Source organism: Actinokineospora sp. (genome assembly GCF_052390155.1).
In the GTDB taxonomy this organism is placed as follows: Bacteria; Actinomycetota; Actinomycetes; order Mycobacteriales; family Pseudonocardiaceae; genus Actinokineospora.
This window is the reverse complement of sequence record NZ_JBQTHF010000092.1, coordinates 1-15725: the sequence shown is the minus strand read 5'-3', so window position 1 is coordinate 15725 and position 15725 is coordinate 1. Positions and strand designations below refer to the sequence as shown.

Here is a 15725-nt window from a genome sequence, read left to right as displayed (position 1 = left end):
CTGCCGCCTGCCCGGTTGTGCAGCAGGTACAGGCTGCCGTCGGGCGCGACCAGGTTCACGACCAGGTCACCCTTGTAGGTGTGGATGATGTGCACCTCGACCGTCGAGGTGGCCGACGCGTTGCCCGCACATCCCGAGATGACGATCGAACTCTCCACAGTGGACAGGTCGGGGATCGCCACGTCGGTTCCGTTGGTGGCCGAGCAGCCCGGCGTGGCGACCGGGTTGATCGTCCAGGTGAAGGTCGTGCTGCCGGTGCGGCTGGCAGAGTCCGTCACGGTCGCGGTGACCGTGTAGGTGGCGGCCGTGGTCGGCGTGCCGGTGATCAGGCCGGCGGAGTTGATCGACAGGCCGGCCGGAAGTCCGGTGGCCGCCCAGGTGTACGGCGGGGTGCCGCCGGACGCCGAGAGTTGCAGGCTGGCTGCCGTGCCGACGGTCCCGGTCTGGCTGCCGGGGTTGGTGGCCGACGGCGAGCCGGGCGTGCCGCCGCCGGGCGCGGTGTAGAGCAGCCGGTTCGGCGAACCGGTGCCCGGGTTGGTGATCTTGTTCGGGGTGGAGTTGTTGATCAGCGCGGTGGCCACCGCGGCCGGGGTGTCGGTGGGGTGGGTGGCCAGCCACAACGCGGCGGCACCCGCGGTGTGCGGCGCGGCCATCGAGGTGCCGCTGATCGTGTTCGTCGCGGTGTCATTGGTGTTCCACGACGACGTGATGCCCTCACCGGGGGCGAAGATGTCCGTGCAGGTGCCGAAGTTGGAGAACGACGCGCGGGCGTCGTTGATGGTGGAGGCGTTCACCGTGATCGCCTCGGCGACCCTGGCAGGGGAGAAGTTGCACGCGTTGGCGTTGGAGTTGCCCGACGCGATCGCGTAGGTGATGCCCGAGGCGATGGAGTTGCGCACCGCGGTGTCCAGCGCGGCGTCCACGCCGCCGCCGAGGCTCATGTTCGCGACCGCGGGCTTCACGGCGTTCTGGGTCACCCAGTCGACACCGTTGACCACGCCCGCGGTGGTGCCGGAACCCTGGCAGTTCAGCACCTTGACTCCGATGAGCTGCACGCCCTTCGCCAGGCCGTACTGCGAACCGCCGACCGTGCCCGCCACGTGCGTGCCGTGCCCGTTGCAGTCGGAGTTGTTGCCGTCCCCGGTGGTGTTGATGCCGAACGTCGCCCGCCCGCCGAAGGTGGTGTGCGTCGTACGGATACCGGTGTCGATGATGTAGGCGCGCACGTTGCTCGCCGTGGTGTCGTAGGTGTAGCTGCTGCTCAGCGGCAGGTCGCGCTGGTCGACCCGGTCGAGGCCCCACGACGGCGGGTTCGGCTGGGTGTCGGTCAGGCGCACCACCGCGTCCTGCTGGACGTAGGCGACCGCCGGGTCCGCGGCGAGCCTGCGGGCCTGCTCGACGCTCAACTGGGCGGCGAACCCGTTGAGCGCGTGCCGCCACGCGGCCTTGACCAGCCCGCCGTGGCGGCCGGTCAGCGAGCGCGCGGTCTGCGCGGACGCCGATCTCGGCGACGCGCTGTCCTTGATGACGACTATGTAGCTGTCCTTGACCGCTTCGGCACCGCTGACAGTCAGGATCTGGCCCTCGGCGGCCACCGCCGGAATCGCGGCAGCCACCGCGAATGCCGTGGCCGCGGCCACGGCCAAGCCAAGACCGGCCAGTCGCCTGGTCCTGGTCACGCGAACATCGCCCATCGCAGAATCTCCTTCATGCAGGGCGCTGTCCGGCCGGAGCGGCAGCGCCGGCCGGAGAGCGACGGAGACTACTTCGACGTCCGCGCGAACGTTGCTCGGGAACATGACGCAAAACGCCGGCGACGCGCTAGGTTTTGCGCGGAAATAGGGCCGTTTGGCATATTCCCACCTGCCAAAATTGGGAATGGTCTAGTGCGGTGACCCTGGCACTAGGCGGCCAGGGCCGCGACCTGGTCGAGCGCGAGGTCGAGCGCCTCGCGCACGTCGCTCACCAGGTGCACGGTCAGCGCGCTCAGCACCGACTCCGGCACGTCGTCCAGGTCGGGCTCGTTGCGCTTGGGCAGCAACACCGTGGTGATGCCCGCCCGGTGCGCGGCGAGCAGCTTCTGCTTCACGCCGCCGATCGGCAGCACGCGCCCGGTCAGCGACACCTCGCCGGTCATCGCCACCTCCGACCGGACCGGCCTGCCCGACAGCAGCGAGGCCAGCGCCGTGGTCATGGTGACCCCCGCGCTCGGCCCGTCCTTGGGCACCGCACCGGCCGGAACGTGCACGTGCACGCCCCGATCGGCCAGGTCGCCGACCGGCAGGCCCAGCTCCGCGCCGTGCGAACGCAGGTAGGACAACGCGATCTGCGCGGACTCCTTCATCACCTCGCCGAGCTGCCCGGTGAGCGTGACGCCGGTCGAGCCGGTCCCCCGCTCCGCCAGCGACGCCTCGACGAACAGCACGTCGCCGCCCGCGCCGGTGACCGCGAGTCCGGTGGACACGCCGGGCACCGCCGTGCGCTCGGCCGACTCGGGCGTGTGCTTGGCCTGCCCGAGGTAGCCGCGCAGGTCGGTCGCGGCCACCCGCAGCGGCAGCTCGACCTCACCCACGGCCAGCCGCGCGGTGACCTTGCGCAGGACGCGCGCGATCGACCGTTCGAGCTGGCGCACCCCGGCTTCGCGGGTGTACTCCCCCGCCAGCAGCCGCAGCGCGGATTCCTCGATCGCCACCTCGTCGGCGGTCAACCCGGCCCGCTCCAACTGCCGGGGCAGCAGGTGGTCGGCGGCGATGACGACCTTCTCGTCTTCGGTGTAGCCGTCGAGGGCGACCAGTTCCATCCGGTCGAGCAGCGGCGCCGGGATCGAGTCGATCACGTTGGCGGTGGCCAGGAAGACCACATCGGACAGGTCCAGCTCGACCTCCAGGTAGTGGTCGCGGAAGGTGTGGTTCTGCGCCGGGTCGAGCACCTCCAGCAGCGCGGCCGTCGGGTCGCCCCGGTAGTCCGCGCCTACCTTGTCGATCTCGTCCAGCAGCACGACCGGGTTCATCGAGCCCGCCTCGGTGATGGCGCGCACGATCCGGCCCGGCAGCGCGCCGACGTAGGTGCGCCGGTGGCCGCGGATCTCGGCCTCGTCGCGCACGCCGCCGAGCGCGACCCGGACGAAGTTGCGGCCCATCGCCCGCGCGACCGACTCGCCAAGCGAGGTCTTGCCGACCCCGGGCGGACCGGCGAGGGCGAGCACGGCGCCGCTGCGCCGCCCGCCGACGACACCCAGCCCGCGCTCGTCGCGGCGCTTGCGCACGGCCAGGTACTCGATGATCCGGTCCTTCACGTCGTCCAGCCCGGCGTGGTCGGCGTCCAGGATCGCCCGCGCGCCCGCGATGTCGTACTCGTCGGGTGTGCGTGTGGTCCACGGCAGTTCCAGCACGGTGTCGAGCCAGGTGCGGATCCAGCCCACTTCCGGCGACTGGTCCGAGGTGCGCTCCAGTTTGTCCACTTCGGACAGCGCGGCGGTGCGCACCTTCTCCGGGAGGTCGGCCTCGGCCACTCGGGCGCGGTAGTCCTGCTCCTCGGAGGCGGGCTTGCCGTCCAGTTCGGACAGTTCCTTGCGGATCGCCGCGAGCTGTTGGCGCAGCAGGAACTCCCGCTGCTGGCGCTCCATGCCTTCCTTGACGTCCTTGCGGATGGTCTCGGCGACATCGAGTTCGGCCAGGTACTCCCGGCCCCACGCCAGCAGCTTGTCCAGCCGGGCGGCCACATCGGTGGTCTCCAGCAGCCACACCTTCTGCTCGTCGGACAGGTACGGCGCGTAGCCCGCCATGTCCGCCAGAACCGACGGGTCGTCGATCTGGGTCACGGTGTCCACGACCTGCCACGCGCCGCGCTGCTGCAGGATGGTCGTGACCAGCCCCTTGTACTCGCGGGCGAGGTCGCGGGTGCGCTCGTGCACGGTCTCGTCGGCCGTCTCGACCTGCACCCACAGGGCCGCGCCGGGCCCAGTGGTGCCCGCGCCGATGCGCACCCGGCCGGTGCCGCGGACCACGGCGGCCAGTTCGCCGCCGGGCAGCCTGCCGACCTGCTCGACCACGGCGAGCGTGCCGACCCTGGCGTACTTGCCGTCCAGGCGCGGCACGAGCACGACCCGGACCGGGTCGGCGCCCGCCTGCGCGGCCTCGACGGCCGCACGGGCCTCGGTCGCGTTGTCGGTACCGGTGAGCTGGATGGGCACGACCATGCCGGGCAGCAGGACCGTGTCGTCCAGCGGCAGCACCGGCAGCGTCAGGGCCTCGGACATCGGGATCACTCTCCAAAGTTGAGTCTGACTAGCTCAACCTGATCGAGCGCCCGGATGTTTCCGTTCGGTGTTCGCCCTGAGCGAGCAGGCTCAGAGGCCGAGCAGCCGCGCGGGGGTGTCATGCAGGACGGCGCGGAGGAAGTCGGTGCCCAGGCGCGGGTCCTCGGCCCAGCCCGCGATGGCGCGGAGCTGCTCCGCGTACGGGTACGGGATGCTCGGGAAGTCGGTGCCGAGCACGATCCGGTCGGGCAACTCGGCCAGCCGGGTGGTCCAGTCGGCGGGCAGCGGGGCGGTGCGGGTGGTGAAGTCGACACCGACCATGGTGGTGTCGATGTGCACGCCCGGGTAGCGCGCGGCCAGGTCGAGGGCCAGGGAGATCTCCGGCATCCCCGCGTGCGCCAGCACCGCGACCAGCCGCGGATGCCTGCGCAGCACCTCCTCGAACACCGGCAGCCCGGTGAACGCCCCCGGCAGCGGCCCGTGGCCGCAGTGCACCACCACCGGCACGCCCGCGTCGGCGAGCAGGCCCCACGCCGGGTCGAGCACGTCGGCGCGCGGGTCGTAGGCGCCGACCTGGACGTGGGCCTTGGCGCAGCGGGCACCCGCGCGCAGGGCGGCGTCGAGGTAGGCGGTGACCTCGGGTTCCGGGTACAGCGTCGCGGTGGGGACCGCGCCAGGGGTGCGGGCGGCGAACTCGCCCACCCAGTCGGTCAGCCACCCGGCCATGCCCGGCTTGTGCGGGTAGACCAGCGGCGCGAACGCGATCACCCCGAGCGCGGCCAGGATGTCCACCCGCTCGGCCTCGGACTGCCGGTACGCCACCGGCCACGGGGTGCCGTAGTTGCGCTCGGCGTCGTCGAAGTACGCCCACACCTTGCGCTGCACGGCGTCGGGCAGGAAATGCACGTGCAGGTCGACCAGCCCGGGCAAGCCGAGGCCGCGGACCCAGTCGGCCACTTCCGCGTCGTTCGCGGGCGCCATCAGCCGCGGCCCTTCGCCGCCCGACCTACGGCCTTCGCGATCTCGCGGTTGGCGTCGCGCTTGGCGAGATCGTGCCGCTTGTCGTAGGACTTCTTGCCCTTCGCCAGCGCCAGTTCGATCTTCACCTTGCCGTCCTTGAAGTACATCGACAGCGGCACCAGCGACAGCCCGCTCTCCTTGATCTTGCCTACCAGCCGGAGGATCTCGCCTTTGTGCAGCAACAGCTTCCGGGTACGCCGCGGCTCGTGGTTGGTCCACGTGCCCTGGGTGTACTCCGGGATGTGCAGGTTGCGCAGCCAGACCTCGCCGTCCTCGACCGTGGCGAAGGCGTCCACCAGCGACGCCCTGCCCTCGCGCAGGCTCTTGACCTCGGTGCCCAGCAGCACCATGCCCGCCTCGTAGGTGTCCAGGATGGCGTAATCGTGGCGTGCCTTGCGGTTCGACACGATCACCTTCTGGCCGCGTTCCTTCACCATGGCGGGGACTCTACGGGCGCGCCGCGAGCGACCGCGAAGTGATTGTCACGTCCGAACGTACAACCGCAGCGTCACGTACCCGGTGACCGCGGAGATACCCAGCGCGACCAGCAGCAGCCACGGTGTCACCAGCAGGATGTCGATCCCGTCGACCGAGCGGACGACGCCCGCGGCGATCGGGTCGGCCAGCACATCGTCCAAGAAGGACAGTTTGAGCAGCACCAGCAGCGCGATGGCCAGCAGCGCGCCGACGAGGCCGGTGACCATGGCCTCCAACAGGAACGGGAGCTGCGTGTACCACCGGGTCGCGCCCACCAGGCGCATGATGCCGACCTCGGTGCGTCTGGTGAACGCCGAGAGCTGCACGGTGTTGGAGATCAGCAGCAGCGCCGCGATCGCCATGAACAGCGCGACCGCGAACGTCATGTTGCGAAAGCCGTTGAGCGCGTTGAAGAAGCGGTCGAGGAACTCGCTCTGGTCGGCGATCGTGTCCACACCGGCACGGCCGCCGTAGGTCTGGCTGATCACCTCGGGCCGGTCCGGGTCGTTGAGCCTGACCCGGAACGAGGCGGGCAGCGCCTCGGGCCGGGCCAGCTTCACCAGCTCCGGCTGCGCCTCGAAGATCCGCTTGAACCGGTCGAACGCCTGGTCGCGGTTCTCGAACTCGACGCTCTCCACGGCCGGGTCGTTCTGCAGCGCGGTGAACAGGCCCTTGCACGGGTCGGCGGTGCACTGCTTCTCCGAGGCGGACACGTCGTTGGTCAGGTAGACGCTGACCTCGACCTTGTCCTGGTAGAGCGTCTTGGTCTTGTCGATCATCCGCACGACCAGCAGTCCACCGCCGAGCAGGGCGAGCGAGATGGCGGTGGTGATGATCATCGCGATGGTCATCGTGATGTTCCGGCGCAGGCCGGTGACGACCTCGCTGAACACGAAGCTGGCACGCATCGGGGGTGGGGTTCCTCGTCTTCGGGGGCTGGGTGGTGGCCGTGGTCAGCGACCGACGCCGTAGACGCCGCGGGCGTCGTCGCGGACGACCCGGCCGAGGTCCAGCTCGACCACACGGCGGCGCATCGAGTCCACGATGGAGTGGTCGTGGGTGGCCATCAGGACCGTGGTGCCGGTCCGGTTGATCCGCTCCAGCAGCAGCATGATGTCCTGGCTGGTGTCCGGGTCCAGGTTTCCGGTCGGCTCGTCGGCGAGCAGCATCAGCGGCCGGTTGACGAACGCCCGGGCGATCGCAACCCGCTGCTGCTCACCGCCGGACAGCTCGTGCGGCATGCGCTCGGCCTTGCCCTCCAGGCCGACCAGCTCCAGCACCTCGGGCACCACCTTCTTGATGGTGTGCCGCGGCTTGCCGATGACCTCCAGGGCGAACGCGACGTTCTCCGCGACGGTCTTGTTGGCCAGCAGCCGGAAGTCCTGGAACACGCAGCCGATCGACTGGCGCAGCCGGGGAACACGGCGTCGCGCCATCCTGGCCACGTCGAAGTTCGCCACGTAGACCCGGCCCTTGCTGGGCACCTCCTCACGCAGCAGCAGACGCAGGAAAGTGGACTTCCCCGACCCCGACGGGCCGATGAGGAAGACGAACTCTCCCTTGTCGACCTCGACCGAGATGTTCTCCAGGGCGGGCCGCGTGGAGGTCTTGTAGACCTTGGATACCTGTTCGAGCCGGATCACGGTGGGCGAGTCTACCCCCGGTCGTTATCGACCCGTTGCCTCGCCCGGCGAAGTGGTTTCCGCAGGTGACCTTGCGTGCACCCGCAGCTACTACTGGGTGCGGCGCCAGCGGATTCCGGCTTCGAGGAAACCGTCGATGTCGCCGTCGAGCACGGCGGACGGGTTGCCCACCTCGAAGTCCGTGCGCAGGTCCTTGACCATCTGGTACGGGTGCAGCACATACGAGCGCATCTGGTTGCCCCAGGACCCGCTGGAGGTGTCCTTGAGCGCGTCCATCCTGGCCTGCTGCTCCTGCCTGCGCCGCGCCAGCAGCTTGGCCTGCAGCACCGCCATGGCGGATGCCTTGTTCTGCAACTGGGAGCGCTCGTTCTGGCACGAGACCACGATCCCGGTCGGCAGGTGGGTCAGCCGGACCGCCGAGTCGGTCGTGTTGACGCCCTGGCCGCCCGGGCCGGAGGAGCGGTAGACGTCGACGCGCAGTTCCTTCTCGTCGATCTCGATGTGGTCGGTCTGCTCGACCACCGGGGCGACCTCGACCGCGGCGAACGAGGTCTGCCTGCGGCCCTGGTTGTCGAACGGCGAGATGCGCACCAGCCGGTGGGTGCCCTGCTCGACCGACAGCGTGCCGTAGGCGTACGGGGCGGTGACCTTGAAGGTGGTCGACTTGATCCCCGCCTCTTCGGCGTAGGAGGTGTCGTAGACGTCGGTCGGGTAGCCGTGGCGCTCGGACCAGCGCAGGTACATACGCATCAGCATCTCGGCGAAGTCGGCGGCGTCGACGCCGCCCGCCTCGGACCGGATGGTGAGCAGCGCGTCGCGCTCGTCGTACTCGCCGGACAGCAGCGTGCGCACCTCCAGGGAGGAGATGTCGGCACGCAGTTTCTCGCGCTCGGTGTCGGCCTCGATGGCCGCGGCCTCGTCGTCGCCCTCCTCGGCCAACTCGTAGAGCACCGGGAGGTCGTCGAGCCGGGAGCGCAGTTCCTCGACCTTGCGCAGCTCACCCTGCCGGTGGGAGAGCTGGCTGGTGACCTTCTGCGCGGCGTCCGGGTCGTCCCAGAGATTCGGACGGGCCGCCTGCTCCTCCAACTCGGCGATCTGCGCGCGCAGCGCGTCGAGGTCCATCACCGCCTCGACGCTGGACAGCGTGGCGGAGAGGTCCTTGAGGTCAGTGGCGACGTCCGGGTTCACGTCGGAAAAGATTACGCGGACACGGACATCGCCGCTGCGCCGGTACGCCGCTCAGGTCTTGGGGATCGAGTCCAGGAGCTTGAGCACGGCCCGTGCCCTGGCCACGCCGAACTCGGCGATCGCCTTGGCGTACGGGTCCTCGGCGGACTTGGCCGCCGTCTTGGCCGCCTCGTGTTCGCCGTTGTAGACCACTTTCGCCGAGTCGATCAGCGCGACCCGCTGCTTGGCGGTCAGCGTGCTCGCGTGCACCAGGCGCAGGATCAGTGGGCTGCGAAGGTGATCGGGGCCCGGCTCGCCGCCGAGCCACGACTTGAACGCCTTCTTGCCCGACGCCGTGATGACGTATTGCTGACTGGAGCGCGGACCCTGCTTGCCGAGGCGGACCAGACCACTGTCCGCGAGCGCGGGAAGCTCGCGGTAGACCTGGCTGCGGGTGACGCTGAAGAACGAGCCGAACCGTTCGCGGGCGGCCGATACCAACTGGCCACCGGTTTGCGGTCCCTCGTGCAGCAGTCCGAGAAGTGCTGCGGCGGTTGCGTTCAATTCTGACACGTGTCCACGGTGCCACGACATCGCCCGGCTGTCCACAGTGGCCACCGCGCAATGTCCACAATGGCTGATCGTCAGCGGGCGGGGGGCAACCCGTTTGGCCCGCAACCGAACAGCCCAAGCGCGGGGGCCCGACCGGCGCAAACCGGACGGTCCCACTAGGACACCCCGGTGGCGCTCACCCGAAGGAGTGGATCTCCCCGGCGCCGGGTACCCGTTCGGCGCAGCGGGGGTGGGCGGGACGTAGTCGGCCGGACGGGTCCGAAAAAAGTCGAATGTGCCCCAGATCACCCGACAAACGCCCAGGTCGCGTCCAGAAAAACGAGTTGACGACCCGGATGCCGAGCTGTTACCTGATTACCTACCAAAGTAGGTACCTCGTCGGTCGTTCACACCGAAGTATCCCTTGCCCATGGCGACTTCTCCGTGGTGGGGGACATGCGACTGACCCACCGACGAACCACAGCGCGGTCATCGTCCGGTCGGCCCGGAGACGAGGCCGAGCCGACATGATCGGATTCCTGGCCCGACGACTGCTGAACTACGTCGTCCTGTGCCTGGTGGCGACGTTCCTCGCGTTCGCGCTCGCCTCGGCGACCTTCGACCCGGTCGGCATCCTGCAACAGCGCAACCCGCCGCCGCCCGCCGCCGTACTGGACGCCAAGCGCGCCGACCTGAACCTCGACCAGCCCGTGCCGCAGCGGTTCGCGACCTGGCTGGGCGGCGTCGTCCAGGGCGACTTCGGCCGCACGGTCACCGACAAGCCGATCACCGAGGAGCTGCCCCGCCGGATGGGCGTGAGCCTGCGGCTGTTCCTGCTCGGCGTGCTCATCGGCGTCGTGTTCGGCGTGCTGCTCGGCGTGGTGAGCGCCATCCGGCAGTACAAGCTCAGCGACTACCTCGCCACGCTGTTCTCGTTCGTCATCCTGTCCACACCGGTCTTCGTGCTCGGCACGCTGCTCAAGCAGCCCGCGCAGGGGTTCAACGACCTGATCGGCACGAACTACCTGCAGACCCTCGGCGAGTCCACACCGGGCTTCGAGGGGAGCTGGTTCGCCTCCCTCGGCGACCGGCTGCGCTACCTGATCGTGCCAACGCTGGCGATCGCGCTCGGCCAGATCGCGTTCTACAGCCGCTATCAGCGCAGCGCCATGCTCGACGTGCTCGGCAGCGACTTCCTGCGCACCGCCCAGGCCAAGGGCCTCACCCGGCGGCGCGCGCTGTTCAAGCACGGCCTGCGCACGGCGCTGATCCCGATGGCGACACTGTTCGCGTTCGGCTTCGGGCTGCTGATCACCGGCGGCACGTTCACCGAGCGGATCTTCGGCTGGTACGGCATGGGCGACTGGCTGATCACCGGCGTGGTCAGCCAGGACACCAACATCGTGGCCACCGTGACGCTGTTCGTCGCGGTCCTCGTGCTCATCTCGGGCTGGCTGTCCGATGTGCTCTATGCCGCGTTGGACCCCCGGGTCAGGGTGTGAGGAGTCAGCACATGGTCACCGTCACCCAGGACAACAACTCCCCCGCAGGCGCGGGCCCGGTCGACACCGCGTCGGTCGCCGAACGCAGTCCCAGCCGCTCGCGGCTGGTGCTGCGGCGGTTCCTGCGCCGCAAGCCCGCCGTCGCGGGCCTGCTCGTGGTCGTATCGCTCTACGCGATGGCGTTCCTCTCGCCGCTGTTCTCGCCGTGGGAGTACGCCACCCCCGACTACACCGCTTTCCTGCAGCCGCCCGGCGGCTCGCACTGGTTCGGCACCACCAAGATCGGCGAGGACGTGTTCGCGCAGGTGATGCGCGGGCTGCAGAAGTCGCTGACGATCGGGCTGCTGGTCGGGCTGATCTCCACCACGCTCGCCGCCGTCGTCGGCGCCGCAGCGGGCTACTTCGGCGGCTGGGCCGACCGGGTGCTGATGTGGGTCGTCGACCTGCTGCTGGTGCTGCCGTCGTTCCTGATCATCGCGGTGGCCAGCCCGGCGTTCAAGGGCAAGAGCTGGCTGATCTTCGTGGTGCTGCTGGCCGGGTTCAGTTGGATGATCACCGCGCGGATCGTGCGCGGCATGACACTGACCCTGCGCGAGCGCGAGTACGTCAAGGCGGCGCGGTTCATGGGCCAGACCCCGTTCCGCGTCATCGCCAAGCACATCGTGCCGAACATGGCCTCGCTGCTGATCATCGACGCGACCATCACCGTCGGCGCGGCGGTGCTCGCCGAAACCGGGCTGAGCTTCTTCGGCTTCGGCGTGCAGCCCCCGGACGTCTCGCTCGGCACGCTGATCGCCTCCGGTACGGAGTCCGCGATCACCTACCCGTGGCTGTTCTACGTGCCCGCGGGGTTCCTGGTGGTGTTCGTGCTCTCGGTGAACCTGTTCGGCGACGGGCTGCGCGACGCGCTCGACCCGTCGTCCTCAGGAAGTCGCAAGCGCGACAAGAAGGTCAAGAAGAACGAGGTGTCCCCATGACCGCGGCGGAAACGCTGTTCGACGACGCCGGGTCCACAGTGGACGGTCCGGTGCTGGAGGTCGCGGACCTGCGGGTGTCCTTCCCCAGCGAGAACGGCCGGGTCAACGCGGTGCGCGGGCTGAGCTACCGGGTCGCCCCCGGCGAGGTGCTCGGCATCGTCGGCGAGTCCGGCTCCGGCAAGTCCGTGTCGTCGCTGGCGGTCATGGGACTGCTGCCCGCGCAGGCGCGGATCTCCGGGTCGATCCGGTTCCAGGGCCGCGAACTGCTCGGCCTGTCCGACACCGAGTTGTCGCGCATCCGCGGCCGCAAGGTCTCGATGGTGTTCCAGGACCCGCTGTCCGCGCTGACCCCGGTCTACACCGTCGGCGACCAGATCGCCGAGGCCCTGCTGACCCACGGCCGCGGCCGGGTGAGCAGGCAGCAGGCCGCCAACCGCGCGGTGGAACTGCTTGACCTGGTGGGTATTCCGAACGCCGGCGCGCGGGCGAAGGCGTTCCCGCACGAGTTCTCCGGGGGCATGCGCCAGCGCGCGGTCATCGCCATCGCGATCGCCAACGACCCGGACCTGATCATCGCCGACGAGCCGACCACCGCGCTCGACGTCACCGTGCAGGCCCAGGTGCTCGAAGTGCTCAAGACCGCGCAGGAGGTCACCGGCGCGGGCATCGTGATCATCACCCACGACCTCGGCGTGGTCGCCGGGTTCGCCGACCGGCTGATGGTGATGTACGCGGGCAAGGCGGTGGAAACGGGACAGGTCAACGAGATCTACGACCACCCCCGGATGCCCTACACGCTCGGCCTGCTGGGGTCGATCCCGCGGCTGGACGCGCGGGAGAAACAGCCGCTGGTGCCGATCGATGGCCAGCCGCCGTCGCTGGTGGACCTGCCGCCGGGCTGCACGTTCGCGCCGCGCTGCCCGATGGCCGTGGACGCCTGCCGCGCCGAGGAACCCCCACTGTCCGATGTGGACGGCAGCCCGGAACACCGGGCGGCCTGCATCCGCAGCGCGGAGATCGCCCGCACCGACGCGGACGCCGTGGACGTGTTCGGCGTCGAGGTGATCGGCGAGCCCGAGATCGCCGCCGTGCCGAGGGAACAGCGCGACATCGTGCTCGGCGTCGACAACCTGGTGAAGACCTTCCACGTCACCAAGGGATCGGTGTTCAAGCGCCGCGTCGGCACCGTGCACGCCGTGGACGGCGTCTCCTTCGACATCCGCGCGGGCGAAACCCTTGGCCTGGTGGGCGAATCGGGCTGCGGCAAGACCACCACCCTGATGGAGATCCTGGGCCTGGAGAAGCTCATGGGCGGCCGGATCGAGATCTTGGGCAAGCAGGCCACCGAGCTGGACCGGGTGAGCCGCAAGGCGATCCGCCGCGACATGCAGGTCGTCTTCCAGGACCCGATGGCCTCGCTCGACCCGCGGATGCCGATCGGCGACATCCTCGCCGAGCCCATGCAGGTACACGGCTACTCCACCGCCGCCATCCGCAACCGGGTGCCGGAACTGCTCGACCTCGTCGGCCTGCGCGCCGAGCACGCCGCGCGCTACCCGGCCGAGTTCTCCGGCGGCCAGCGCCAGCGGGTCGGCATCGCCAGGGCCCTCGCGCTGGAGCCGAAGCTGATCGTGCTGGACGAGCCGGTGTCCGCGTTGGACGTGTCCATTCAGGCCGGTGTGATCAACCTGCTCGACGGACTGAAAGCCAAGCTGGGCCTGTCCTATCTGTTCGTCGCGCACGATCTGTCGGTGGTGCGGCACATCGCCGACCGGGTCGCGGTGATGTACCTGGGCAAGATCGTCGAGATCGGTGCGGTCGACCGGGTTTTCGGCGCGCCCGAGCACCCCTACACCCAGGCGCTGCTGTCCGCGATCCCGATCCCGGACCCGGTCAAGGAGCGGCAGCGCGAGCGGATCATCCTCGTCGGCGACCTGCCCAGCCCGGCGAATCCCCCGCAGGGCTGCCGGTTCCACACCCGCTGCTTCACCTACGCCGCCCTGCCCGAGGCGCGGCGGTCGCTGTGCGTCGAGCGGGAGCCGGTGCTCGACGGCACGGGCGACCACCGTTCGGCCTGCCACTACGCGCAATCCCGCCAGGTCGTCTAGTGCGGCGACCACGAGAGTTTCCCCGGCCGCGCAGTCGTTCGGCCACCTAGAAGGAGGGTTCACCAGTGAGTCGAAGGAAATGGGTCGCGCTCGTCGCACCCGTCACCGCGGCGGCGCTCGCCCTGTCCGCCTGTGGCGGCGGCAGCGGCCAGAGCGGCTCGGACAAGGGCGTCACCGGGGCCGACCAGGCGCAGCAGGGCGTGTGGGACATCAACGAGACCGACGCCGCCAAGCTCAAGGACGGCGGCGAGCTGAAGTGGCCGCTGGACGCGCTGCCCGACAACTGGAACTACAACCAGATCGACGGCACCACGCAGGACACCGACTACATCCTCGACGCGATCATCCCGCAGCTCCACATCGCCGACAAAGCGGGCAAGATCAGCATCAACAAGAACTACCTTGAGTCGGCCGAGCTGACCTCCACCGACCCGCAGATCGTCACCTACAAGATCAACCCCAAGGCCAAGTGGAGCGACGGCACGGCGTTCTCCTGGGAAGACTTCGACGCCCAGTACAAGGCGACGAACGGTTCCAACACCGAGTACTCCGTGTCCAGCACGACCGGCCACGAGGACATCGAGAAGGTCGAGAAGGGTGCAACAGACCAGGAGGTGAAGGTCACCTTCAAGCGCAAGTTCGCCGAGTGGACCAGCCTGTTCACCCCGCTGTACCCGAAGTCGCTCAACGCGACCGCGACCGAGTTCAACACCGGCTGGGCCACCGCGCCGAAGGTCACCGCGGGCCCGTTCAAGATCGGCACCATCGACCAGACCGCCAAACTGGTCACCCTGGTCCGCGACGACGCGTGGTGGGGCGACAAGGCCAAGCTGGACAAGATCACCTACCGGGTGGTGGAGCGCGCGGCCCTCGCCGACTCCCTCGCCGGCGGCGCGATCGACTGGTACACCATCGGGTCCAGTGTGGACAACTACCAGCGCGGCAAGGCGATCCAGGGCGTGGCCATCCGCCAGGCGCCGGGCAAGAGCTACAACCACGTCACCTTCAACGGTGCGCCGACCTCGATCCTGGCGGACCCGAAGCTGCGCGTGGCCGTGATGAAGGGCATGGACACCGCGACGTTCGCCAAGGGCATCCTCGGCCCGATCGTCAGCGACCCCAAGCCGCTGGGCAACCACTTCTTCCTGCAGGGCACCGGTGACTACGCCGACAACTCGGCGCCGGTCAAGGCCGACAAGGCCGCCGCGAAGGCCGACCTGGACGCCCTGGGCTGGAAGCTCGACGGCGAGTTCCGCAAGAAGGACGGCAAGCAGCTCGACCTGCGGATGGTCAGCACCGCGGGCAACCCGATCTCCGAGCAGATCAGCAAGCTCACCCAGGCGCAGCTCAAGGAGGTCGGGGTGAACGTCGTCATCGACGCGCAGCCCTCGTCCGCGCTGTTCAAGGACTTCGTCACGCCGGGCAACTTCGACATGGTCGGCTTCGGCTGGTCGCAGACCCCGTGGCCGATCAGCTCGTCGAAGGGCATCTACTACCTCGACGAGAAGAGCGTGAACCAGAACTACGGCCGCGTCGGCTCCACGGACATCAACAAGAAGCTCGACGAGGCGAACGCCGAACTCGATGACGCCAAGCGCATCGCCCTGACCCAGGAAGCCGACAAGCTCATCTGGGCCGAGGGCCACCACCTGCCGCTGTACCAGGTCCCGGGTGCCCGCGCGGTGCGCGGCACGCTGGCCAACTTCGGCTCGTTCGGCGTCGCCGACATCGACTACGCCAAGATCGGTTTCACCGGCTGACGTCGATGACTCGGACCACCGGACCGCCGGCACACCACGCGGGGCGCGCGGCGCGGCAACATGGGAGCGGTTCCCCCGGGGTGGTCGCGGTGTTGCGCACCCTGGGGGGGGATGGGGCGGTGGGGTGGTCCGAGTCATCGACGTCAGCCGGTGAATCCGATCTTGGCGTAGTCGATGTCGGCGACGCCGAACGAGCCGAAGTTGGCCAGCGTGCCGCGCACCGCGCGGGCACCCGGGACCTGTTACAGCGGCAGGTGGTGG

The 15725-nt window shown here is 69.4% G+C and carries 12 protein-coding genes; 4 read left to right on the top strand and 8 right to left on the bottom strand.

Annotated elements, in window-relative coordinates:
- The 8 genes from ACT4N7_RS26300 to ACT4N7_RS26265 all read right to left on the bottom strand — a co-directional run.
- On the bottom strand, positions 1-1694 hold a 1694-nt coding region (locus tag ACT4N7_RS26300), incomplete at its 3' end, for a S8 family peptidase (RefSeq protein WP_444831542.1).
- 209 nt (positions 1695-1903) lie between these two features.
- Positions 1904-4258, bottom strand: coding sequence for an endopeptidase La (lon, locus tag ACT4N7_RS26295; RefSeq protein WP_444831541.1), 2355 nt, complete (start codon positions 4256-4258; stop codon positions 1904-1906).
- Positions 4259-4348: 90 nt separating this feature from the next.
- Positions 4349-5239: an amidohydrolase family protein gene (locus ACT4N7_RS26290; RefSeq protein WP_444831540.1), complete on the bottom strand. Its 891-nt coding sequence runs from the start codon at positions 5237-5239 to the stop codon at positions 4349-4351.
- Positions 5239-5715: an SsrA-binding protein SmpB gene (smpB, locus tag ACT4N7_RS26285; protein ID WP_444831539.1), complete on the bottom strand. Its 477-nt coding sequence runs from the start codon at positions 5713-5715 to the stop codon at positions 5239-5241. Before smpB ends, ACT4N7_RS26290 begins: the two co-directional genes overlap by 1 nt.
- A gap of 45 nt (positions 5716-5760) precedes the next feature.
- The gene (gene ftsX, locus ACT4N7_RS26280) at positions 5761-6663 is read right to left on the bottom strand and encodes a permease-like cell division protein FtsX (protein WP_444831538.1); all 903 of its coding nucleotides are present in this window, start codon (positions 6661-6663) and stop codon (positions 5761-5763) included.
- A 45-nt stretch (positions 6664-6708) separates the two neighbouring features.
- Complete coding sequence (gene ftsE / locus ACT4N7_RS26275; protein WP_444831537.1) at positions 6709-7398, bottom strand: cell division ATP-binding protein FtsE; 690 nt, start codon at positions 7396-7398, stop codon at positions 6709-6711.
- Positions 7399-7488: 90 nt separating this feature from the next.
- On the bottom strand, positions 7489-8586 hold the full coding sequence (gene prfB / locus ACT4N7_RS26270; RefSeq protein ID WP_444831536.1) for a peptide chain release factor 2: 1098 nt from the start codon (positions 8584-8586) through the stop codon (positions 7489-7491).
- 51 nt (positions 8587-8637) lie between these two features.
- Positions 8638-9138, bottom strand: coding sequence for a PadR family transcriptional regulator (locus ACT4N7_RS26265; protein WP_444831535.1), 501 nt, complete (start codon positions 9136-9138; stop codon positions 8638-8640).
- 506 nt (positions 9139-9644) lie between these two features.
- Here ACT4N7_RS26265 and ACT4N7_RS26260 point away from each other — a divergent pair.
- From ACT4N7_RS26260 to ACT4N7_RS26245, 4 genes are all read left to right on the top strand, one after another.
- On the top strand, positions 9645-10619 hold the full coding sequence (locus ACT4N7_RS26260) for an ABC transporter permease (protein WP_444831534.1): 975 nt from the start codon (positions 9645-9647) through the stop codon (positions 10617-10619).
- A gap of 11 nt (positions 10620-10630) precedes the next feature.
- Positions 10631-11596 carry an ABC transporter permease gene (locus ACT4N7_RS26255; protein ID WP_444831533.1) on the top strand — a complete coding sequence of 322 codons (966 nt, stop codon included), beginning with the start codon at positions 10631-10633 and terminating at the stop codon, positions 11594-11596.
- The gene (locus ACT4N7_RS26250; protein ID WP_444831532.1) at positions 11593-13704 is read left to right on the top strand and encodes a dipeptide ABC transporter ATP-binding protein; all 2112 of its coding nucleotides are present in this window, start codon (positions 11593-11595) and stop codon (positions 13702-13704) included. The genes ACT4N7_RS26255 and ACT4N7_RS26250 overlap by 4 nt, the downstream gene beginning before the upstream one ends.
- A 65-nt stretch (positions 13705-13769) precedes the next feature.
- Entirely contained in the window at positions 13770-15464 is a 1695-nt protein-coding gene (locus ACT4N7_RS26245) for an ABC transporter family substrate-binding protein (protein ID WP_444831531.1), read from the top strand.
- Positions 15465-15725 lie beyond the last annotated feature (261 nt).

Excerpts from the sequence above, each read along its gene's own strand:
- ACT4N7_RS26255 (WP_444831533.1), top strand. The coding sequence starts at position 10,631 with ATGGTCACCGTCACCCAGGACAACAACTCCCCCGCAGGCGCGGGCCCG.
- lon (WP_444831541.1), bottom strand. The coding sequence starts at position 4,258 with ATGTCCGAGGCCCTGACGCTGCCGGTGCTGCCGCTGGACGACACGGTC.
- ftsX (WP_444831538.1), bottom strand. The coding sequence starts at position 6,663 with ATGCGTGCCAGCTTCGTGTTCAGCGAGGTCGTCACCGGCCTGCGCCGG.
- smpB (WP_444831539.1), bottom strand. The coding sequence starts at position 5,715 with ATGGTGAAGGAACGCGGCCAGAAGGTGATCGTGTCGAACCGCAAGGCA.
- ACT4N7_RS26250 (WP_444831532.1), top strand. The coding sequence starts at position 11,593 with ATGACCGCGGCGGAAACGCTGTTCGACGACGCCGGGTCCACAGTGGAC.
- ACT4N7_RS26260 (WP_444831534.1), top strand. The coding sequence starts at position 9,645 with ATGATCGGATTCCTGGCCCGACGACTGCTGAACTACGTCGTCCTGTGC.
- ACT4N7_RS26290 (WP_444831540.1), bottom strand. The coding sequence starts at position 5,239 with ATGGCGCCCGCGAACGACGCGGAAGTGGCCGACTGGGTCCGCGGCCTC.